At 67.9% G+C, this 18,438-nt stretch carries 24 protein-coding genes; 11 read left to right on the top strand and 13 right to left on the bottom strand.

Annotation, left to right across the window (positions count from 1 at the left end):
* Positions 1 to 121: 121 nt before the first annotated feature.
* On the top strand, positions 122 to 1,600 hold the full coding sequence (locus tag CQ045_RS00335; protein WP_105720720.1) for an MDR family MFS transporter: 1,479 nt from the start codon (positions 122 to 124) through the stop codon (positions 1,598 to 1,600).
* Between the two features lie 33 nt (positions 1,601 to 1,633).
* On the opposite strand, the gene CQ045_RS18705 is transcribed toward CQ045_RS00335, so the two are convergent.
* Positions 1,634 to 1,780, bottom strand: coding sequence for a hypothetical protein (locus CQ045_RS18705; RefSeq protein WP_181156393.1), 147 nt, complete (start codon positions 1,778 to 1,780; stop codon positions 1,634 to 1,636).
* Positions 1,781 to 1,877: 97 nt separating this feature from the next.
* Here CQ045_RS18705 and CQ045_RS00330 point away from each other — a divergent pair, with 97 nt between their 5' ends.
* Positions 1,878 to 2,471, top strand: coding sequence for a 1-acyl-sn-glycerol-3-phosphate acyltransferase (locus tag CQ045_RS00330; RefSeq protein WP_105720719.1), 594 nt, complete (start codon positions 1,878 to 1,880; stop codon positions 2,469 to 2,471).
* A gap of 25 nt (positions 2,472 to 2,496) precedes the next feature.
* On the opposite strand, the gene CQ045_RS00325 is transcribed toward CQ045_RS00330, so the two are convergent.
* Positions 2,497 to 2,703, bottom strand: a complete 207-nt coding sequence (locus CQ045_RS00325; protein WP_105720718.1) for a hypothetical protein — start codon at positions 2,701 to 2,703, stop codon at positions 2,497 to 2,499.
* Between the two features lie 66 nt (positions 2,704 to 2,769).
* Between CQ045_RS00325 and CQ045_RS00320 the strand changes: the two genes are divergently transcribed.
* A complete protein-coding gene (locus tag CQ045_RS00320; protein WP_105720717.1) occupies positions 2,770 to 3,297 on the top strand; it encodes a DUF6328 family protein in 528 nt (175 codons plus the stop codon).
* A 27-nt stretch (positions 3,298 to 3,324) separates the two neighbouring features.
* Here the strand turns inward: CQ045_RS00320 and CQ045_RS00315 are convergent, their stop codons facing one another.
* Complete coding sequence (locus tag CQ045_RS00315; RefSeq protein WP_105720716.1) at positions 3,325 to 3,870, bottom strand: Dps family protein; 546 nt, start codon at positions 3,868 to 3,870, stop codon at positions 3,325 to 3,327.
* Positions 3,871 to 3,976: 106 nt separating this feature from the next.
* Between CQ045_RS00315 and CQ045_RS00310 the strand changes: the two genes are divergently transcribed.
* The 3 genes from CQ045_RS00310 to CQ045_RS00300 all read left to right on the top strand — a co-directional run bounded on the left by CQ045_RS00310 (position 3,977) and on the right by CQ045_RS00300 (position 5,328).
* The gene (locus CQ045_RS00310; protein WP_105720715.1) at positions 3,977 to 4,468 is read left to right on the top strand and encodes a GNAT family N-acetyltransferase; all 492 of its coding nucleotides are present in this window, start codon (positions 3,977 to 3,979) and stop codon (positions 4,466 to 4,468) included.
* 107 nt (positions 4,469 to 4,575) lie between these two features.
* A complete protein-coding gene (locus tag CQ045_RS00305; protein WP_105720714.1) occupies positions 4,576 to 4,875 on the top strand; it encodes a Fe-S cluster assembly protein HesB in 300 nt (99 codons plus the stop codon).
* A gap of 108 nt (positions 4,876 to 4,983) precedes the next feature.
* Complete coding sequence (locus CQ045_RS00300; RefSeq protein ID WP_105720713.1) at positions 4,984 to 5,328, top strand: LysR family transcriptional regulator; 345 nt, start codon at positions 4,984 to 4,986, stop codon at positions 5,326 to 5,328.
* A gap of 27 nt (positions 5,329 to 5,355) precedes the next feature.
* On the opposite strand, the gene CQ045_RS00295 is transcribed toward CQ045_RS00300, so the two are convergent.
* The 4 genes from CQ045_RS00295 to CQ045_RS00280 form a co-directional block, all read right to left on the bottom strand.
* Complete coding sequence (locus CQ045_RS00295; RefSeq protein WP_105720712.1) at positions 5,356 to 5,931, bottom strand: alpha/beta fold hydrolase; 576 nt, start codon at positions 5,929 to 5,931, stop codon at positions 5,356 to 5,358.
* A 148-nt stretch (positions 5,932 to 6,079) separates the two neighbouring features.
* The gene (locus CQ045_RS00290; protein ID WP_105720711.1) at positions 6,080 to 7,741 is read right to left on the bottom strand and encodes an ABC-F family ATP-binding cassette domain-containing protein; all 1,662 of its coding nucleotides are present in this window, start codon (positions 7,739 to 7,741) and stop codon (positions 6,080 to 6,082) included.
* Between the two features lie 61 nt (positions 7,742 to 7,802).
* Positions 7,803 to 8,240 (bottom strand): DUF6228 family protein, encoded by a 438-nt coding sequence (locus CQ045_RS00285; RefSeq protein ID WP_105720710.1) that lies wholly within the window; start codon positions 8,238 to 8,240, stop codon positions 7,803 to 7,805.
* Positions 8,241 to 8,299: 59 nt separating this feature from the next.
* Entirely contained in the window at positions 8,300 to 8,803 is a 504-nt protein-coding gene (locus tag CQ045_RS00280) for an ATP-binding protein (RefSeq protein ID WP_258130824.1), read from the bottom strand.
* Between the two features lie 146 nt (positions 8,804 to 8,949).
* On the opposite strand from CQ045_RS00280, the gene CQ045_RS00275 reads away from it, so the two are divergent.
* Positions 8,950 to 9,291 (top strand): PadR family transcriptional regulator, encoded by a 342-nt coding sequence (locus tag CQ045_RS00275; RefSeq protein WP_105720708.1) that lies wholly within the window; start codon positions 8,950 to 8,952, stop codon positions 9,289 to 9,291.
* Positions 9,291 to 10,097 carry a hypothetical protein gene (locus CQ045_RS00270; RefSeq protein WP_105720707.1) on the top strand — a complete coding sequence of 269 codons (807 nt, stop codon included), beginning with the start codon at positions 9,291 to 9,293 and terminating at the stop codon, positions 10,095 to 10,097. Before CQ045_RS00275 ends, CQ045_RS00270 begins: the two co-directional genes overlap by 1 nt.
* A gap of 42 nt (positions 10,098 to 10,139) precedes the next feature.
* On the opposite strand, the gene ychF is transcribed toward CQ045_RS00270, so the two are convergent.
* Positions 10,140 to 11,213, bottom strand: coding sequence for a redox-regulated ATPase YchF (ychF, locus tag CQ045_RS00265; protein ID WP_105720706.1), 1,074 nt, complete (start codon positions 11,211 to 11,213; stop codon positions 10,140 to 10,142).
* A gap of 68 nt (positions 11,214 to 11,281) precedes the next feature.
* The gene (locus tag CQ045_RS00260) at positions 11,282 to 12,022 is read right to left on the bottom strand and encodes a class I SAM-dependent methyltransferase (RefSeq protein WP_105720705.1); all 741 of its coding nucleotides are present in this window, start codon (positions 12,020 to 12,022) and stop codon (positions 11,282 to 11,284) included.
* Positions 12,023 to 12,081: 59 nt separating this feature from the next.
* On the opposite strand from CQ045_RS00260, the gene CQ045_RS00255 reads away from it, so the two are divergent.
* Together CQ045_RS00255 and CQ045_RS00250 are read left to right on the top strand one after the other, a co-directional pair.
* Positions 12,082 to 12,675, top strand: coding sequence for a 3'-5' exonuclease (locus CQ045_RS00255; protein WP_105720704.1), 594 nt, complete (start codon positions 12,082 to 12,084; stop codon positions 12,673 to 12,675).
* Between the two features lie 64 nt (positions 12,676 to 12,739).
* On the top strand, positions 12,740 to 14,005 hold the full coding sequence (locus tag CQ045_RS00250; protein WP_105720703.1) for a DNA recombination protein RmuC: 1,266 nt from the start codon (positions 12,740 to 12,742) through the stop codon (positions 14,003 to 14,005).
* 98 nt (positions 14,006 to 14,103) lie between these two features.
* On the opposite strand, the gene CQ045_RS00245 is transcribed toward CQ045_RS00250, so the two are convergent.
* Positions 14,104 to 14,391: a hypothetical protein gene (locus CQ045_RS00245; RefSeq protein ID WP_105720702.1), complete on the bottom strand. Its 288-nt coding sequence runs from the start codon at positions 14,389 to 14,391 to the stop codon at positions 14,104 to 14,106.
* 179 nt (positions 14,392 to 14,570) lie between these two features.
* A complete protein-coding gene (gene glpX, locus CQ045_RS00240; protein WP_105720701.1) occupies positions 14,571 to 15,557 on the bottom strand; it encodes a class II fructose-bisphosphatase in 987 nt (328 codons plus the stop codon).
* A gap of 185 nt (positions 15,558 to 15,742) precedes the next feature.
* On the opposite strand from glpX, the gene fbaA reads away from it, so the two are divergent.
* A complete protein-coding gene (fbaA, locus tag CQ045_RS00235; RefSeq protein WP_105720700.1) occupies positions 15,743 to 16,771 on the top strand; it encodes a class II fructose-bisphosphate aldolase in 1,029 nt (342 codons plus the stop codon).
* A 93-nt stretch (positions 16,772 to 16,864) separates the two neighbouring features.
* Here the strand turns inward: fbaA and CQ045_RS00230 are convergent, their stop codons facing one another.
* Both CQ045_RS00230 and CQ045_RS00225 read right to left on the bottom strand, forming a co-directional pair.
* A complete protein-coding gene (locus CQ045_RS00230; protein WP_105720699.1) occupies positions 16,865 to 17,401 on the bottom strand; it encodes a DUF6264 family protein in 537 nt (178 codons plus the stop codon).
* A gap of 247 nt (positions 17,402 to 17,648) precedes the next feature.
* Positions 17,649 to 18,437 (bottom strand): IclR family transcriptional regulator, encoded by a 789-nt coding sequence (locus CQ045_RS00225; RefSeq protein WP_105720698.1) that lies wholly within the window; start codon positions 18,435 to 18,437, stop codon positions 17,649 to 17,651.
* Between the last annotated feature and the right edge of the window lies 1 nt (position 18,438).

Raw genomic sequence — 18,438 nt, 5'->3', positions numbered from 1 at the left:
CAGCCGTCTGCCGTCAGCGGATTTCTGTGAGTTCGGAATGAAATGTCGGCGGCTGCCGTTACGCTGAAGGACTCTTGCGAACTCTCGCGATTTCCATTTTTCTTCGCCCTGGAGGCCGCCCATGTCTGCCGTCGATACCGGCTCCATCTCGACGACCCCCGCACCGGCGGGAGGCGAGATCTCACGCAAGGACATGCGGGTGATCTGGCTTCTGCTCGTCGCCGCCTTCGTCGCCATCCTCAACGAGACCACGATGGGGATCGCGATCCCGCATCTGAACGCCGATCTCGGCATCCCGCCCGAGCTGGGCCAGTGGCTCACGAGCGCGTTCATGCTGACGATGGCGGTCGTCATCCCGACGACCGGGTTCATCCTGCAGCGGTTCACGACCCGTCAGGTGTTCATCGCCGCGATGATCGCCTTCTCCCTCGGCACGCTCGTCGCCATGGTCGCACCCGGATTCAGCGTGCTGCTGGTCGGCCGCGTGATCCAGGCCGCCGGTACCGGCATCATGATGCCGCTGCTGATGACGACGATCATGAACGTCGTCCCGCCGCAGTCGCGCGGGCGGATGATGGGCCGCGTCGGCCTCGTGATCTCGCTCGCTCCGGCGATCGGCCCGACCCTCGCGGGTGCGGTGCTCGAGACCCTGAACTGGCGGGCGCTGTTCGCGATCATCCTGCCCATCGCGCTCATCGCCCTCTTCATGGGCGTGAAGTGGATGACCAATCTCGGCGAGACCCGCGTCGTCCCGCTCGACGTGCTCTCGATCCCGCTCGCCGCGCTCGGCTTCGGCGGAATCGTGTTCGGTCTCAGCCAGTTCGGCGGCGAGGGCGGGTCCGGCGAGACCACGGGAATCCTCGCGCTGGTCGTCGGAGCGGTGTCCCTCGCTCTGTTCGTGTGGCGTCAGCTCCTGCTGCAGCGCGTCGACGACGCCCTGCTGGACCTGCGTGTCTTCCGCTCGAGCAACTTCACGTTCTCGGTGGTCATCATGACCATCCTGGCGCTGTCGATGTTCGGGACGCTCACCCTGCTCCCCCAGTACCTGCAGAACGTCGCGGGCCTCAACGCGCTCGAGTCCGGGCTGATCCTGCTCCCGGGTTCGGTGCTGATGGGTCTGCTCGGCCCCGTGATGGGGCGCGTGTACGACGCACGCGGCACCCGCCCGCTGCTGATTCCCGGGACCATGCTGGTGTCGGCGGCACTGTTCTACTACTCCACGGTCGGCGAGCACACCGTGTGGTGGGTGCTGATCATCGTGCAGGCGGCCATGTCGGTCGGACTCGCGATGTCGTTCACTCCGCTGTTCTCCGCGTCGCTCGGTTCGCTCCAGCGCTCGCTGTACTCGCACGGTTCCGCCGTGTTGAACACGCTGCAGCAGGTGGGTGGGGCGGCCGGCGTCGCCCTGCTGACGGTCACCTATTCGGCCATCCTGCACGCGGGTGAGCAGGAGGGCCTGTCCCGCGCGGTGGCCGGTGCTCCCGGTGCGCGGATGGCGTTCCTGATCGCGGCGATCATCTCGCTCGCGGCGGTGGCACTCAGCCCGTTCGTACGGAAGCCGGCCGACGATGCCGGCGAAGGTTTCCACGGCGGGCACTGACCCGCGAAGGTCAGCCGTGACGGCGTCTGCTGCTTACTGCGTCTTGGGCGCGGGAATGTGGCAGACGCCGTTGCTGCAGTAACCGACGGCATCGCCGTCGAGCAGATTCAGTGCGTCCGGGAGCGGCTGCAGCCCGACGGGCGCTTCCTGCTCCTTGTGCTCCTGCTGCGTTTTCGTCATCCCTCGATCGTACGCCTGCCTGGACGGAGTGGCGTCGGTGCTCTTCTCGCACGGCGCCGACAGTGGATCGACGGCGGTTCTCCCCTACGGTTGACAGATGCTCAAACGTTTCCTCGCCCGTGTGTACTGGACGTTCAGCCGCTGGACGCTCGTGAGCGAGGCGGCGCCGACGCGCCCCACCGTCCTGGTGGGCGCTCCGCATACCTCCAACTGGGACTTCGTGCTGATGCTCGCGATCGCCTGGCAGCTGCGAATCGACGTGCACTGGCTCGGCAAGAACAGCCTCTTCCACGGGTGGCGCGGTCCGATCATGCGCCGACTCGGCGGCATCCCGGTCGATCGCGCGGACCCGGCGCGTGTGGTGAACGACGTGATCGGTCAGGTGCACGACGGAACCGTCTTCGGACTGGTCGTCACGCCGGACGGCACCCGCGGAGGCAACGAGTACTGGAAGTCGGGCTTCTACCGGATCGCCCGCGCCACGGGGATGCCGGTGACTCTCGGATTCGTCGACCGCACCACGATGACGACCGGGCTCGGTCCGACGATCGATCTGACCGGCGACGTGGCGGCCGACATGGACCGGGTCCGCGCCTTCTATGCGGACAAGGCGGGTCTGCGCCCTGAGCGACGCACCGAGCCGCGCCTGCGCGAGGAGAATCCCGCCTCGGCCGCGCCCGACGGGGCCTGAGACAGCACCTGAAGGGTGCGAACCGTCAGTCCGTCTCCTCGGCGTGCGCGCGGGCGTAGTCGAGGTCGTCATCGCTCAGCGACTCCACCATCCCGACGACAGCGCCGGTGATCACCCTGATCTCCTCGCGCACGTCCTCATCGAGGTGCGGTGAGTCGCCGTCGAGGACGGCGCGACGTCCGTCCTCGGACAGCTCGGACCACCATTCGCGAAGCGGCGGGAGCGTCATCATGCCTTCTTTCGATCCTTCGGTACAAGAGTCTGGACATCATCGGAGCGCGGGAACGACACTGAGATCATGACATCGGATCTTCCTGGGGGCGACCACGACGTCGATGACCGTGCTGACGGCCGAGACGAGACCGCGAACGAACGCGCGGACCGCAACTGGGACGAACTCCTGCAGGAGCTGCGCGTCATGCAGACCGGCACGCAGATCCTCACCGGCTTCCTGCTCGCCGTCGCCTTCCAGCCGCGATTCACGGACATGGACGCGCTCCAACGCGACCTGTACGTCATCCTCGTCGCTCTCGCGGCCATCGCCACCATCCTGGCGCTCGCCCCGGTGGGAATGCACCGGGCGCTCTTCGGCCACCGTCGCAAGCCCGATCTCGTGCGCATCGCCGCGCGCATCGTCAGGATCGATCTGATCGTCATCGGTGCGCTGACGATCGGCGTGACGACGCTGATCGTCGATTTCACCGTGAACCGCGCGGCGGGGATCGTCGCGCTCATCGCCGCACTGGTGCTCGTCGTGGCGCTGTGGATGGCGCTCCCCCGCATCATGCGCGGCAGACCGCGCATGAGCGGGGCCGCAGCCGACTGACCACGGCCTCCGCACGTGCGAGGGTGCTCAGCGTCCCGCCGGGCTCCGGTTCTCGGCGCTGACCATCCAGGCGAACTGCTCGAGGCGCTCGATCACCGCGTGGAGCAGATCGGCTGAGGTCGGGTCCTCTTCGTCGACGGCGTCATGGACGTCTCTCATCGTGCTGACGGCCGCTTCGAGCCGTTCGGTCACCAGGTCGATCGTCTCGGTCGTCGACACCTCACCGGCGGGGAACTCGGGAAGGGTGGTGGTCTTCGCGATCGTCCCACTCCGCCCGTCGGGGACGGCGTGGAGTGCGCGCATCCGCTCGGCGATCGTGTCGCTGAAGGCCCGGGCGTCGTCGATGATCTCGTCGAGCTGCCTGTGCGTGTCGCGGAAGTTCCGACCCACCACGTTCCAATGCGCCTGCTTTCCCTGCAGCGCGAGTTCGAGCAGGTCCACCAGCACCGCCTGCAGATTGCGCGCGAGCGTCGCCGAGGCGGTGAAGCCCTTCTCCGCGTTCTGCTGCCTGGTCGTCTTGACCGCGCCCTTCGTCGAGCTGCCGGACTTCTTGTTCGTCTTGCTTTCAGCCATGGTGTGTCCTCCTGCGGCCGACGCTAGCGCGACGGGAGGTCGGTGCCGAGGGGGTTGACACCCGTCGGCACAGGCTCGATCGTGACGGAGGACGGAAAGGCGGATCATGACCGATGACCAGAACACCCCACGACCGGAGATCGTCATCGCGCCGATCAGCGACGCCGATGCCGGGGAGGTGCTCACCGTGCAACGCGCGGCGTTCGTCTCGGAAGCCGCGATCTACGGAAGCGTCGACATGCCTCCCCTCACTCAGACCCTCCCCGAACTGGAGGCGGAACTCCGATCCGAATCCGGCTTCACCGCGCGGATCGACGGGCGCCTCGTCGGTGCCATCCGCTTCGTGGAGCAGGACGATCTGCTCCTGATCGGGCGGATCGCGATCGCCCCGGACATGCAGGGGGAAGGGATCGGACGGATGCTGCTGGAAGCCGCCGAGGAGGCCTCAGACTCCCCCGAGGCCGAGCTGTTCACGGGGAGCCGGAGCGAGGCGAACCTCCGCCTGTACGAGTCGTGCGGCTACGCAGAGCATCAGCGGGTCCCGGACGGCGACGGCACCGAGCAGGTGTTTCTGCGCAAGCGGCTGGGAGCAGGGTAAGAGCCTGCTCCGAATCCACGCAAGGGGGTTGAGAGCCTCGCCGAGGTCAGGCATCGTGGCCCGGACATGTCGCGACCGCGGCATGCCCCAACCGGAAGGAGAGTCTCGTGCTCACCCTCACCGACAACGCCACCGCGATCGTGACGACCCTCGTCGGTCGTCAGACCGATGCCCCGGATGCCGGCCTGCGCATCCACTCGACCGAACCCCAGAGCGCCGAAGGCGCTGCGCGTCTCGCCGTGCTCGTGACCGCGGATCCGGAGCCTCAGGACCAGGTCGTCGAGGTCTCCGGCACCCGTCTCTTCCTCGACGAGTCGGCGGTCGCCGCGCTCGATGACAAGATCCTCGACGCGGGTGTGGACGACGAAGGGTCCGTGTCCTTCGCGGTCCTGCCTCAGGTCGCCTGACCGAAGAGCTTCCGGATGCCGCGGCCGACTCGGTCGCGGCATCCGTCTGTCTGCACCGCGTAACCTGGAGCGTGCTCGCAATCCCGTGCGAACCGTCGAAGGGCCACCGTGAAGATCTCTCTGCTCCGCCGTTTCGTCGTCCTCGCGGAGGAGCTCCACTTCCCTCGGGCGGCCGAGAGACTCGGCATCCCCCTGGCCTCGCTGTACACGTCGATCGACAAGCTCGAGGCCGAGGTGGGGCACCCCATCGTCCACCGCGAGGGACCGACACGGCTGACGCACGTCGGCGAACTCCTCCTGGTGGAGGCGAAGGCCGAGGTCGCCGCAGCACCGGAGCCGGTGCGCAATGCTCCCGCGCCCGCCGGCGGCAAGGCGAAGGCGTCGAAGGGCAAGGGCCGGACTCCCGCGGTGAAGGGACAGCCGAAGCCGTACAAGAAGCGTCAGGGACGCTAGCGAAGAAGCGTCACCGGCGCTCGCTGCTCAGTCCCAGTCGAGGTACTCCTCGATGACGACCGCGGTCTCGATCGGGTGGGTCATCGGGAAGAGATGATCCGCCCCGTCGATGCTCTTCACGCTCGCACGCTCCGGCGCCGTCGACTGCAGCTTCTCGCCGTTCACGAAGGGAGTGACGAGGTCCTTGGTGCCCTGGATGATCAGCACGGGCATCACCGGGGCGAGCGGGGTCTCGTTCTCCTCGACGCCGAGCAGCGCCAGGCCGTTCACGCGGTCGGCGTGCGCGACGGCGAACGCCCTCGCGATGGTGCCGCCGAAGCCGTGGCCGCCGATCCAGGTGTCGCCCAACCCGACGTGGTCGATCACGGCGAGCGCATCGTCGACCCGGGCGTCCAGCGAGACGTCTTCGCCCTTGACCTCGGCACGGTGACCGATGCGCAGCACGTGGAAGCCCGCTTCCTCGGCGAGGTAGTGTGCGACGACGCCGAGGACGTCGGCCGCGACATCGCGCTCCTGGATCAGGACGAGCTTCACGGGCCCGTCTCCCTCGTCGACGAAGGGGATCGCGCGGCCGTCGGGCTCGAAGATCTGGGTGTCGGTCATCGGCGTCAATCTCCTCGTGCCGTCGGTGTCAGGAACTCAGGCGGAACGTCCACGGCGGACGCCTGCGACCGGACCGCGACCAGAGCCGCCGTGCTCCAGCGTATCCCGACCGTCCCCCTCGTCGCTCACGAGGGCGACGACCGCGCCCTCAGAGCTCCGAGACCTGACCGGCCTCCACCCGCCACTGACGGTCGGTCTGCACCGTTGCGAGCATCCGCCGATCGTGTGTGACGAGCAGCAGGGTCCCCTCGTACGACTCGAGCGCCTGTTCGAGCTGCTCGATCGCCGGCAGGTCGAGGTGATTGGTCGGCTCGTCGAGCACGAGCAGGTTGATACCGCGCGCCTGGAGCAGCGCCAGACCCGCACGCGTGCGCTCGCCCGGTGAGAGCTCGTCGACCGCGCGGGTGACGTGATCGGCCTTGAGCCCGAACTTGGCGAGGAGGGTGCGGACGTCAGCTGATGCCATCGCCGGCACGAGTTCCTCGAACGCCACCGCCAGCGGCTGCGACCCGACGAGCAGCGCCCGCGCCTGATCGATCTCGCCGATCTCCACGCTCGCGCCGAGGCTGGCCGATCCGTCATCCGGACTCTGCCGCCCGAGCAGCCCACGGAGCAGCGTCGACTTCCCCGCGCCGTTGGGGCCCGTGATGCCGATGCGCTCCCCCGCGTTCACCTGGAGCGACACGGGCCCGAGCTGGAAGGAACCCTGCTGGAACACGGCAGAGCTCAACGTCGAGACGACCGAGCTGGAGCGCGGAGCCGAGCCGATCGTGAACTCGAGCTGCCACTCCTTGCGCGGCTCCTCGACCTCTTCGAGTCGGGCGATCCTGCTCTCCATCTGACGAACCTTCTGCGCCTGCTTCTCGCTCGACTCGGCTGAGGCCTTGCGCTTGATCTTGTCGTTGTCGGGCGCCTTCTTCATGGCGTTGCGCACACCCTGACTCGACCACTCGCGCTGGGTTCGAGCGCGGGACACCAGATCGGCCTTCTTGTCGGCGAACTCGTCGTACTTCTCGCGCTGGTGTCGGCGAACCGTCGCCCGCTCCTCCAGGTACGAGTCGTAGCCGCCCCCGAACACCCGGTTGCTGCCCTGCGCGAGGTCGAGCTCCAGCACTCTCGTCACACAACGGGCCAGGAACTCGCGGTCATGGCTGACCACCACCACACCGCCCCGGAGTCCGCGCACGAATGCCTCGAGCCGCTCGATCCCGTCGAGGTCGAGGTCGTTGGTCGGCTCATCGAGCAGGGCGATGTCGAACCGCGACAGCAGCAGCGCGGCGAGGCCGACCCGGGCCGCTTGTCCGCCCGACAACGACGTCATCATGGCATCGGCAGCATCGTCGCCCAAGTCGAGACCCAGGTCGGCGAGCACGGCGGGCAGCCGCTCGTCGAGGTCCGCGGCACCGCTGGCCAACCACCGATCCAAGGCCGTCGAGTAGGTGTCGGCGGGATCTGTTCCCGGAGCCGCGAGCGACGGATCGCCCAGGGCTGCGGCCGCAGCATCCATGTCGGCGGTCGCCGCCGCGCAGCCCGTGCGACGGCCGATGTAGTCGGCGACGCTCTCACCGACGATGCGCTCATGCTCCTGCGGGAGCCAGCCGACGAAGGCATCGGCAGGTGCGAGTCTGATCGTGCCGGCCTGCGGCTCGTCGACGCCGGCAAGCAGCTTCAGCAGCGTCGACTTCCCGGCCCCGTTGGCTCCGACGAGGCCGACCACATCGCCTGCCGTGACCGTGAGGTCGAGCGAGTCGAACAGAGTGCGGTGGCCGTACCCGCCGGCCAGCCCTTGGGCCACGAGTGTTGCGGTCATCCGTCAATCCTGTCACCCGCGGGAGCCGTGCGCGGACGCGGAGCGTGCGGGGTCGTCGTCCCTATCGCGCCGGTCGTGTGACGAGGCCGTCGAAGTCACGGACGAAGCCGGACAGCTCCTCCCCGGGCTCGACTCCGACGATCCCCTGACAGGTCCAGCCCACATGGCCCGAGAGGTCGCGGGCAGCTTCCCCCGTCAGCGTCACAGTGAGTTCGATACGCCCGACGTGGCGCGCACTCAGCACCAGATCGCTCTCCACGGATTCGAATTGCCGCTCCCCTGTCCACCCGCGCCAGTCGTCATCGAGCCGACGGAAGTAACGCACGAGCTCGGCGGCTTCGTAGACGTAGAAGGTCAGTTGAGCATCGAGCCGAGTCCCGTGCAGGCGCGCCTGCAGATACCGCAGATTGCCCGACTCATCGAACTGCGGATCGCTGAACTCCAGGGACATGCCGGCATCCCCGAGCCGTGCTGCCGGACGGAGCTCATCCGTCGCCATGCGTCCTCCGTCCGGTCGGGCTCAGTCGTTGAAGCGGAACTCCACGACGTTACCGCAGGTCAATCCATCACCCCTTGACCCATAGCTTGGTCGACCCGTCCTGTCACGACGACCTTTACCGGCCCCTCATCAGAAGTCGGGGGTTCGAAATGGTCGAAGTAGGCTGCAGCCGTGGCCGCGTTCAAGACGAAATCGTCGCCGTGCGCGTGAGTGCGGGCGGCCACGCGTTCGAGGCAGGTGGCCCGATCCGTTGCGACGTACACCGTCTCCGGGACGATTCCGTGGGGCTCCAGGAGCCGACGCCAATCATCGCGCATGGCCCGCGACCAGAACGAGAAGTCGAGCACGACATCACGTTCCTCGCCGATGAGATCGAGCAACAGACGACGGAGGACGTCCGCGACGTCGCGATGAGCATCTTCAGACAGCGGCATGCGTCGGATACCCCGATCCCACGCCTCCTGGTCGAAAGAAAGCCTGACCATGCCATCTGCCTCGAGCGCGCGCGCTATCGTCGATTTCCCTGACCCTGCGGGGCCGCACATGAATACAACTCGCGCCACGACCTGAGCGTAGCCCGGACGACTGGTGCCATCGGACCACCAGCGGCCGATCACCCACGGCGCGGGCCTCGATCATGGAGCCCGTCTCGACCGGAACTCGTAGCGGACTAGTTGCGTGAGCGACTAGTCCGAGATATGGTCTAGTCATGAACCCGGATCAGTGGCCGAGCGAGTGGATGAGAAGCGTGCTGAACGTGTGCGTGCTGCGAGCCCTCCTCGACGGCCCGAACTACGGGTACGCGATCACCCAGAGCCTGGCCGCGGCCGGGTTGGGAAACGTGAAGGGCGGCACGCTCTACCCCCTCCTCGGACGTCTCGAGGAGGCCGGACTCGTCGAAGTCGAATGGCGTCCGGGAGAAGGCGGACCCGGCCGGAAGTACTTCTCCCTGACGGATCAGGGACGCGCACAGGCCCGGTCTCTGGCTGAACTCTGGGCCGACTTCACGAAGACCACCCGAGAGCTCACCGATGGGGCGCTCGAGAACTGATGACCACCAGCAACCGAGAGGGAGTCACGATGAACAAGGGCGGGATGAAGGGCTTCGGCTCCGTCGACACGTACACGCGACTGGCGCCGAGCGTCGACAAGGACTGGATCGAGCAGTTCGTCCTCGAGCAGCGCCTCCTCGGCGTTCCAGGAACGCGGATCGGCGACTCCCTCGTGCTCGTGGAGAGTCACGTGTCCGAGTCCGGAGAGAGCGCACAGACCGCTTTCGGCGAGCCCCGGGCCTACGCCACGGAGGATGCGCCGGAGCAGCCCGCGCGGTCGCCTCATCGGATCAGCCGCGAATGGGGCTTCGCCCTCGTCCTCGGCCTGGCCGGCATGCTGCTCACCACCTTCAGCGCGCAGGCCGCGTTCTCCGGTGAATCCACCCTCTCGGTGACCGTCGGACACGTCGTCATGCTCGCGATCATCGCGGCATCGCTCGCCGTGCTCCTCTTCGCAGCGGATGTGCCGCTGCGGATGATCGCCCGCCATCCGGTCCGCAGCGGCATCGGCTGGACCCTGCTGCTCGTCGCGATGGTCGGCGCACTCCTCCTTCTGCCTCACACCATCGGCCGGATAGACGTCTGGGGCGCCACGGCCATCGGCGTCGTCCTGCTCGCCGTCGGCTTCCTCATGCAGCTGCGCGCCTACCTCGCGGGTCGGGTGCAAGAGGAACCGATCGTCGGTCCAGGCGAGCAGCCGGCCAGATCCCGGTCGGGCCTGGTCGCCGCATGCGTCTTCCCCGTCGCGACCACGTTCATGATCGGCTTCTCCTGGCTGCTCCAGCAGATTCCCGAGCTGTTCTGAGGGCGTACCCCGGCCGGGTCATCTCGGCCCGAGCAGCGGGACCTAGTTGTTGAAGCGGAACTCCACGACGTCGCCGTCCTGCATGACGTAGTCCTTGCCCTCGAGGCGCGCCTTGCCCTTGGCCCGGGCCTCGACGACGGAGCCCGTCTCGACGAGATCGTCGAACGAGACGATCTCGGCCTTGATGAAGCCCTTCTCGAAGTCGGTGTGGATGACACCGGCCGCCTGAGGCGCCTTCGAGCCCTTGGGGATCGTCCAGGCGCGCGCTTCCTTCGGGCCGGCCGTGAGGTAGGTCTGCAGGCCGAGGGTGTCGAAGCCGATGCGGGCGAGCTGGTCCAGCCCCGACTCGTCCTGGCCGGTCGACGCCAGCAGCTCGGCGGCATCCTCAGGGTCGAGATCGATGAGCTCGGACTCGATCTTCGCATCGAGGAAGATGGCCTTCGCGGGGGCGACGAGCGCGGCGAGCTCCGCCTTGCGCGCAGCATCCGTCAGCACGCCCTCGTCGACGTTGAAGACGAAGATGACGGGCTTCGCGGTGAGCAGACCCAGTTCGCGGATCGGTGTCAGGTCGATGCCTGCGACCGACAGCAGCACGCCGCGCTCCAGAGCATCCTTCGCGGCGTTCGCGGTCTCGAGCACGAGGGGCTCGATCTTCTTGCCGCGGACTTCCTTCTCGTAGCGGGTGATCGCCTTGTCGACGGTCTCGAGGTCCGCGAGCATGAGCTCCGCGTTGATGGTCTCCATGTCGGATGCCGGGTTGACGGCGCCGTCGACGTGCACGACGTCATCGTCCGAGAAGCCGCGGACGACCTGGGCGATCGCGTCGGCCTCGCGGATGTTCGCGAGGAACTTGTTGCCCAGCCCCTCCCCCTCGCTCGCACCGCGGACGATGCCGGCGATGTCGACGAAGGACACCGCCGCCGGGAGGATCCGCTCGCTGCCGAAGATCTCCGCGAGCTTTTCGAGACGAGGATCCGGCAGGTTCACCACGCCGACGTTCGGCTCGATCGTCGCGAACGGATAGTTCGCCGCGAGCACGTCGTTCTTGGTGAGTGCGTTGAAGAGGGTGGACTTGCCGACGTTGGGCAGGCCGACGATGCCGATAGTGAGAGCCACGGGGCACGAGTCTACCTGGCCGATGCCCGGCGATCCTGCGGGGGCCTACCCGCAGCCGATGCGGCGCCTCAGTCGCGAACCGCGCGGAAGGCCCTGGTCACGTAGGGAAGGTCGATGACACCTCCGTCGTCGAGGCCGAGTTCGTCGAAGAGCTCGTCCATCTCACGGCGGATCCGCGCCTTCTCCTCATCGGATGCCGTGATCACGTAGCTGCGCGAAGACGCCATCCGGTGCAGGTGATCGCGAGTGATCGGTCGCACCCACTCCCACGCCTCCTCTTCGAGGGCGCCGAACGGGGCGGCGACCTCGGGCCCGCCCTCGGCGAGCATGATCTCGGCGTTGCTCCCGTGCATGATCCCGGTGAGGCGGCGCACCCATTCGACCCGATCGTCGCGGATGTTCCAGATCAGTCCCAGCACTCCCCCGCTGCGAACCGCGCGTCCGACCTCGGCGGATCCGGCGACCGGGTCCACCCAATGCCATGCCTGCCCCAGCACGACCGCGTCGAGGCCCGCGTCCGGGACAGGCAGCCGCTCTGCCGTCCCCACGAAGGTCGGCACCCCCGGCACCGCGGCACGGAGCGTCGCGAGCATCTCGGGGTCGGGATCGATCGCGACGACCTCGGCATCCGGAGCCTGCGCGAGGACCCTGGTGAGCTTGCCCGTTCCGGCTCCGACATCGGCGATGCGACGGGAACCATCGGGCATCCGCTCGAGCAACCAGGCCACCGCCTCGAAGGGGTACTCGGGCCGTCCGACCTCGTAGTCCCCGGCCTGCGCTCCGAATGACGTCGCCATGTCCTCAGCCATGTCGCCAGCATACGGCGAGTCTGCGACGGGTCTCCGGGCACGCGAGGGAAAGTGGGGATGTGCCACTGGACTTCACTGCGATCGACTTCGAGACCGCGAACTCCAGCCCCGCCTCCGCCTGTTCCGTCGGACTCGTGCGTGTACGCGACGGGGAAGTCGTGGCCGCCACCGGCTGGCTGATCCAGCCCCCGCCCGGGCACGACGACTTCCAGGAGTGGAACGTGCGCATCCACGGGATCCAGCCGGAGGACGTGCTCTCAGCCGCCAGCTGGGTCGACCAGTTCGACCGCCTGTGCGCGTTCGCCGGAGCCGACGTGCTCGTCGCCCACAACGCCGGGTTCGACCTCAACGTCCTGCGCCGTGCCTCGGAGGCCACCGGGCTGCTCTGCCCGCCCTACCGCTCGCTGTGCAGCCTGCAGGTCGCCCGCAAGACCTATGAGCTCGACTCGTACCGACTGCCGAGCGCTGCAGCGGCCGCCGGGTTCGCGGAGTTCTCGCACCACGACGCTCTCGCCGATGCCCGTGCCTGCGCGCAGATCGTGATCGACGCGGCCTTCCGAGCCGGTGCGCCCGATGTCTTCGCTCTCGCCGACGCCTTGAGCCTGCGGGTGACCGCACCCGTCGCGCCGGCCCTGGAACGCGCCGTCGCCTGATCCACCGCGGCGCATCCGTGCGCGGCGACCTCGGAATGTCGGATGCCGGCCGCATCATGAACACATGGATGCTCTGGCAGTCGTTCTCGTCCTCCTCGCCCTCGCGGCGGGTGTCGCCGTGGGCTGGTTCCTGCGGGCGGGTCGCGGGGCCGCAGATCTCGCGCGCGCCCAGGCCGAGTTGTCCGCAGCCCGCGACGACCGCGACCGCCAGTACGATCTCTATCGCGATGCCGTCGAGCACTCGAGGAACGAGCAGCGGGCCGAGGCGCAGCGCGTGCAGCAGCAGAACGCCGTGCTGACCGCCCTCGCTCCGGTGCGGGAGAGCCTGCAGCAGATGCAGACGAAAGTCACCGCGATCGAACGGGAGAGACACGCGCAGTTCGGCACGCTCGAGGAGCAGCTGCGCCGCGCCCAGGAATCCGATGAAGCGCTCCGGGCGACGACCGAGTCCCTCGCCGGTGCTCTGCGCTCGACGGCCACACGCGGAGTCTGGGGTGAGACGCAGCTGCGTCGCGTCGTCGAGGCCGCGGGCCTCACCCGTCACATCGACTTCGACCTGCAGGCCACGATCTCGTCCGACCGGGGCCAGGGACGGCCGGACATGGTGATCCGCCTCGCCGGTGGCAGCTCGATCGCCGTCGACGCCAAGGTTCCGCTCGATGCCTACCTCGAGGCGTCCGCTCTTCCGGGCGGCGATGCACAGGAGCCACAGCGTCGCGCACTGATGCAGAAGCACGTCAAGGCGGTTCGGGCGCACATCGATGCTCTGGCCAAGAAGGCCTATTGGGCGGGTCTCGATGCGAGCCCGGAGTTCGTGATCTGCTTCCTCCCGAGCGAGTCGCTGCTGGCAGCGGCCATCGACGAAGACCCGACTCTCCTCGACTATGCATTCAGCCGACGAGTGGCGCTCGCATCCCCCGTCAACCTGTGGGCCGTCCTGAAGACGGTGGCCTTCACCTGGACGCAGCAGGAGGTCTCGTCCGAGGCACGCACACTGCTCGCCCTCGGCACGCAGCTCTACGACCGGCTGGGCACGCTCGCCGGACACGCGGACGATCTGCGTCGTGCTCTGGAGCGGACCGTCGACAGCTACAACAGGTTCGCTGGCTCTCTGGAGACGCGCGTGCTCGTCACGGCGCGTCAGTTCCCCGGTGTCGACGCGTCCGCTCTCTCGACCGCCCCGCCGGTGACCGCAGGAACGGGCAGACGGTTCACCGCGCCCGAACTGATCGGCGCCGATGACACCGCGCTCGGTCCCGCCGCACAGGGCGAAGAGCCGGCCGTACGCGCCGATGTCGGAGAGGTGCGGCTCCGTCTCGACGGGCAGTGATCAACCAGCCGCCGGCGCGGTCAGCGGTCAGCGTTCGACGGTCGGCGGTCGGCGGACCAATGAAAGCGCGCCCGACGGCACGCACGAGCCGACAGCGGTCAGGCGATACCGGGAACGCCGCTGAGCAGCAAGATGACGAGACCGCTGGTGGCGAGGAATGCTCCGATCATCCACCAGGCGCTGATCTCATGGCCTTCGTCACGGCGGACGCGGAACAGCACGTCGGCGCGACGCGCCGGGTCGACGACGGTTGCGGGCGGACTCGTGACCGGAGGCGCGGCCGCGGCGGAATCGGCGTCGGCGCTCACTCGGAGAATGCGCCCCGTGTTCGTCGTGATGATCTTCGTCGGCGCGGGCTTCGAACCGCTCGTGTGCTGCGTTGTCATCTGTTCGCCCTCCTGTGCCTGCGGTGCCTGGCGGCTCCGTCGACGGCGACAAACCCAGTGACAATTGTGACACGGCACCCCGGAGAAGCGTGGATCATGCCCTGTCGAGCCGGTACCGGCTCGATAACGATGGGTGCGCCTCACCGCCGCGAATCAGCGTCGGGCTCCTCGGGAAAGCGTCAGAGCCACTTCGAGACGAGGTGCTCCGAAGCGATGCGGCGGAGCGTTCCGGAGGCCCCGCGGAGCACCACGCTCTCGGTGTACACGTATCCCCGCTCGCGGCGCACACCCGCGACCAGCTGACCGTCCGTGACACCTGTCGCGACGAAGATCGTGTTGTTCCCCTGCACCAGATCGTCGGCCTCGTAGACCCTGTCCATGTCGAGCCCCGCGTCGATTCCGCGCTGGCGCTCATCGTCATCGCGCGGCCACAGGCGCCCCTGGATGTGTCCGCCGAGCGACTTGATCGCGCACGCGGTGACGATGCCCTCCGGGCTCCCGCCGATGCCGACGCACATGTCGGTGCGGGCGTCATGGCGCGCGGCGTTGATGCCGCCGGCGACGTCACCGTCGCTCATGAGACGCGTGCCGGCCCCCGCGTCGCGGATCTCCTGGATGAGCTGCTCGTGGCGCGGCCGGTTGAGGACCGAGACGACGATCTCGTCGACGGGCTTGTCGAGCGCGCCGGCGAGTTTGCGGATGTTCTCGCCGATGGGAAGGCGGATGTCGACGACGCCGACTCCCGCCGGTCCGGTGACGAGCTTGTCCATGTAGAAGACGGTGGATGCGTCGAGCATGGTGCCGCGATCGGACACGGCGATCACCGAGAGGGCGTTCTGGCGGCCGGCCGCGGTGAGGGAGGTTCCGTCGATGGGGTCGACCGCGATGTCGCAGAGCGGGCCACGACCGGTGCCGACGACCTCGCCGTTGAACAGCATCGGGGCGTTGTCCTTCTCGCCCTCGCCGATCACGACCCGGCCCTGGAAGTCGACCGTCCCGAGGAACGCGCGCATCGCATCGACAGCGGCGCCGTCCGCCGCCTCCTTCGCGCCGCGGCCGATGAACGGCACCGCGCGGATGGCCGCAGCCTCGGTCGCTCGCACCAACTCCATTGCAAGGTTGCGATCGGGACGAAGAGGGCTCAGATCCGCTGTCAGACTCACCATGCGGTCAGCCTAGCCATCGTGGCATCCGAACAGCCCGCCTTTCGGCCCGGATCCGAAGAAGGAAACGCGATTCTTAACAACTGAGCAGAAGCGACGTACCGCAGCCGAGGCCCCGACTGCGGTACGCGCACGCGCGCCCCGATAGAGTGGCACCTGTCCCGGCTTCCCCTATCGCAGGAGTTCTCATGCCCGTCGCCACCCCGGATCAGTACGCCGAAATGCTCGACCGCGCGAAGGCCGGCGGCTTCGCGTACCCCGCATTCAACGTCTCGAGCTCGCAGACGATCAACTCCGTCCTCCAGGGCCTGACCGAGGCCGGCTCCGATGGCATCATCCAGGTCACCACGGGTGGCGCGGACTACTTCGCCGGCCACACCGTGAAGGCCCGCGCGACCGGCGCTCTCGCCTTCGCCCGCTTCGCCACCGAGGTCGCGAAGAACTACCCGATCACGGTCGCCCTGCACACCGACCACTGCCCGAAGGACGCTCTCGCCGGCTTCGTCGAGCCGCTGATCGCCGCTTCCGAGGAAGAGGTCAAGGCCGGTCGCAACCCGATCTTCCAGTCCCACATGTGGGACGGCTCGGCTGTCCCGCTCGCGGAGAACATCGAGATCGCGAAGGACCTGCTCCCCCGCATGAAGAACATCAACGCCATCCTCGAGGTCGAGATCGGCGTCGTCGGCGGTGAAGAGGACGGCGTCCAGCACGAAGGTTCGAACGAGGCCCTCTACACGACGTTCGCCGATGTCGATCAGGCGGTACAGGCTCTCGGCCTCGGCGAGCAGGGCCGTTACATCGCGGCGCTCACCTTCGGCAACGTGCACGGCGTGTACAAGCCCGGCGGTGTGAAGCTCCGCCCGGAACTCCTCGGCGAGATCCAGGCCGAGGTCGCCGCGAAGTACAACACCGGTCCGAAGCCGCTCGACCTCGTCTTCCACGGCGGTTCCGGGTCCACCGATGAGGAGATCGCCCTCGCGGTCGCCAACGGTGTCATCAAGATGAATATCGACACCGACACGCAGTACGCCTACACGCGTGCGATCGCCGACTACATGTTCAAGAACTACGACGGCGTGCTGAAGGTCGACGGCGAGGTCGGCAACAAGAAGCAGTACGACCCGCGCGCCTGGGGCAAGATCGCCGAGTCGGCGATGGCCGCCCGCGTCGTCGAGTCGACCCGTCAGCTCGGCTCCTACGGCCAGTCCAAGAGCTGATCGTCACCTCGCACGCAAGAAGGGGCCCGGCTGCATGCCGGGCCCCTTCTGCATCCCCGAGGCCTCGTGCTCCGCGGTGATCGGCGATCGGGGTCAGGGAGCGGTCATCTGCTCGAGGTAGGCGATGAACGCCGGGTCGTTCATCATCGGCACGGAGACGCAGATCGTCACGACGAACATGGTCGCGATCGCACCGACGATCGGCAGCCACCAGGTGATGCGACCGCGGCGCAGACGCCGGATCGACAGCGCCGCGGTGAGCGACCAACCGACGACGAGGACGATCGCGGCGACCGTGCCCCAGGTCCTCCCCTGTGCGAAATTCGTGAACTCGCCCTCGATGCCGACCATCTTCATGGTCTGGTTCATCACGCTCGGGAAATCGAGATACGACAGGCCCGTGAGCACGACGTTCACCAAGCCGTACGCGAGCAACGCGATCGTCACGAGGCGGTCGACCTGGTGCGACCGGGTGCGCGGCTCACTCGCCCGCTTCGGTTCGGAGACGGATGCCGGGGCGGGCGCCGTGGGCGGTGCGATGACGACTTCGTCGAGCGGCGGCAGGCCGGCGGCTCGTCGCTGCTCCTCGGGGGTCGCGAGTTCGCCGTACTGGGGCCGCTGATCGGTCATCCCGCAATGCTAACCGCACAAGCTCCGCCCGGTTCACAGCGGGCGGGGCCGGGTCCGAAGCCCGGAGACGATAGCGGCCCCGCAGAAGTGGGGACTTCTCGGGGCCGCGGACGGGAAGCGCTGGGGACGCTCCTCATCCAGATTGACCGCCAGCGCTGGGGACGCTTGAGGCGATCGGCAGCGCTCACGTATGCCGCTGTTCTCTCGATCATAGGAAAACGCATGCCGCAGCGCCAGGGCTCTTACTTCAGATAGTGAACTCGGCTCCCGATCCGCCATCGAGCGAATCGGCACCGAGCTGCAGTGAAAGCCGGCGCGCCGTGAGCTGGAGCGTCGACACGAGGGCACGGTCGACCACCGCTCGATCCGCAGGCAGCGAGATCGCGAGCGACGCGGTGACACCCGGAGCGAGGACCGGAACGGCCACGCAGGTCGCTCCGATCACATACTCCTCCTGATCGACCGCCCAACCCGGCGAATGCTCGAGCTGGGTCAGCAGCGTCGAGCGGTCGCTGATGGTGCGCGGCGTCAACTCCTCCAGACGATGCCGGGAGAGATAGTCCTGTCGATCGGCGTCCGACAGCTCGGCGAGGATCTGCTTGCCCAACGCAGTGGCATGAGCGCTGGACTGCAATCCCACCCACAGCTCGACGCGAGGGTTGCGCACCGCGTCGACGATGTCGACCAGATGCATCTCGCCGTCGTCGAAGCGGGACAGGTACGCGGTCGCTCCCAGGCCTTCCGTCACGTCGCGGAGCGCCGCGCGAACCCGTGCGAGGAAGACTCCCCGCGAGTCGATCTGCTGCTGGAACGAAGGGAACCGCGACCCGAGCACGAGGCCGTCGGGCTCGGAGGCGAGATATCCCTCGTGCACGAGGGTGCGCACGAGGTTGTACGTGGTTCCGGGTGTCAGCCCGGTGATGGCCGCGAGCATCTTGGGCGGAAGCGGTCGCGGCGAATTGGCGACGATGTCGACCAGCCGCAGAGCACGTTGCACCGACCCGATGAGGGTGGGCTCCGCTTCCGCGGCGCTCAAC

Origin of the sequence: Microbacterium sp. MYb66, assembly GCF_002979435.1 — a bacterium.
In the GTDB taxonomy this organism is placed as follows: Bacteria; Actinomycetota; Actinomycetes; order Actinomycetales; family Microbacteriaceae; genus Microbacterium.
This window is presented reverse-complemented; position numbering and strand designations above follow the sequence as displayed.

Coding starts and splice junctions, on each gene's coding strand:
- CQ045_RS00285 (WP_105720710.1), bottom strand. CDS start 8,240: ATGGCGACGGATGAGCTCCGTCCGGCAGCACGGCTCGGGGATGCCGGC.
- glpX (WP_105720701.1), bottom strand. CDS start 15,557: ATGGTGAGTCTGACAGCGGATCTGAGCCCTCTTCGTCCCGATCGCAAC.
- CQ045_RS18705 (WP_181156393.1), bottom strand. CDS start 1,780: ATGACGAAAACGCAGCAGGAGCACAAGGAGCAGGAAGCGCCCGTCGGG.
- CQ045_RS00335 (WP_105720720.1), top strand. CDS start 122: ATGTCTGCCGTCGATACCGGCTCCATCTCGACGACCCCCGCACCGGCG.
- CQ045_RS00270 (WP_105720707.1), top strand. CDS start 9,291: ATGACCACCAGCAACCGAGAGGGAGTCACGATGAACAAGGGCGGGATG.
- CQ045_RS00245 (WP_105720702.1), bottom strand. CDS start 14,391: ATGACAACGCAGCACACGAGCGGTTCGAAGCCCGCGCCGACGAAGATC.
- fbaA (WP_105720700.1), top strand. CDS start 15,743: ATGCCCGTCGCCACCCCGGATCAGTACGCCGAAATGCTCGACCGCGCG.
- CQ045_RS00310 (WP_105720715.1), top strand. CDS start 3,977: ATGACCGATGACCAGAACACCCCACGACCGGAGATCGTCATCGCGCCG.
- CQ045_RS00260 (WP_105720705.1), bottom strand. CDS start 12,022: ATGGCTGAGGACATGGCGACGTCATTCGGAGCGCAGGCCGGGGACTAC.
- CQ045_RS00290 (WP_105720711.1), bottom strand. CDS start 7,741: ATGACCGCAACACTCGTGGCCCAAGGGCTGGCCGGCGGGTACGGCCAC.
- CQ045_RS00320 (WP_105720717.1), top strand. CDS start 2,770: ATGACATCGGATCTTCCTGGGGGCGACCACGACGTCGATGACCGTGCT.
- CQ045_RS00250 (WP_105720703.1), top strand. CDS start 12,740: ATGGATGCTCTGGCAGTCGTTCTCGTCCTCCTCGCCCTCGCGGCGGGT.
- CQ045_RS00295 (WP_105720712.1), bottom strand. CDS start 5,931: ATGACCGACACCCAGATCTTCGAGCCCGACGGCCGCGCGATCCCCTTC.
- CQ045_RS00325 (WP_105720718.1), bottom strand. CDS start 2,703: ATGATGACGCTCCCGCCGCTTCGCGAATGGTGGTCCGAGCTGTCCGAG.
- CQ045_RS00230 (WP_105720699.1), bottom strand. CDS start 17,401: ATGACCGATCAGCGGCCCCAGTACGGCGAACTCGCGACCCCCGAGGAG.
- CQ045_RS00315 (WP_105720716.1), bottom strand. CDS start 3,870: ATGGCTGAAAGCAAGACGAACAAGAAGTCCGGCAGCTCGACGAAGGGC.
- CQ045_RS00330 (WP_105720719.1), top strand. CDS start 1,878: ATGCTCAAACGTTTCCTCGCCCGTGTGTACTGGACGTTCAGCCGCTGG.
- CQ045_RS00275 (WP_105720708.1), top strand. CDS start 8,950: ATGAACCCGGATCAGTGGCCGAGCGAGTGGATGAGAAGCGTGCTGAAC.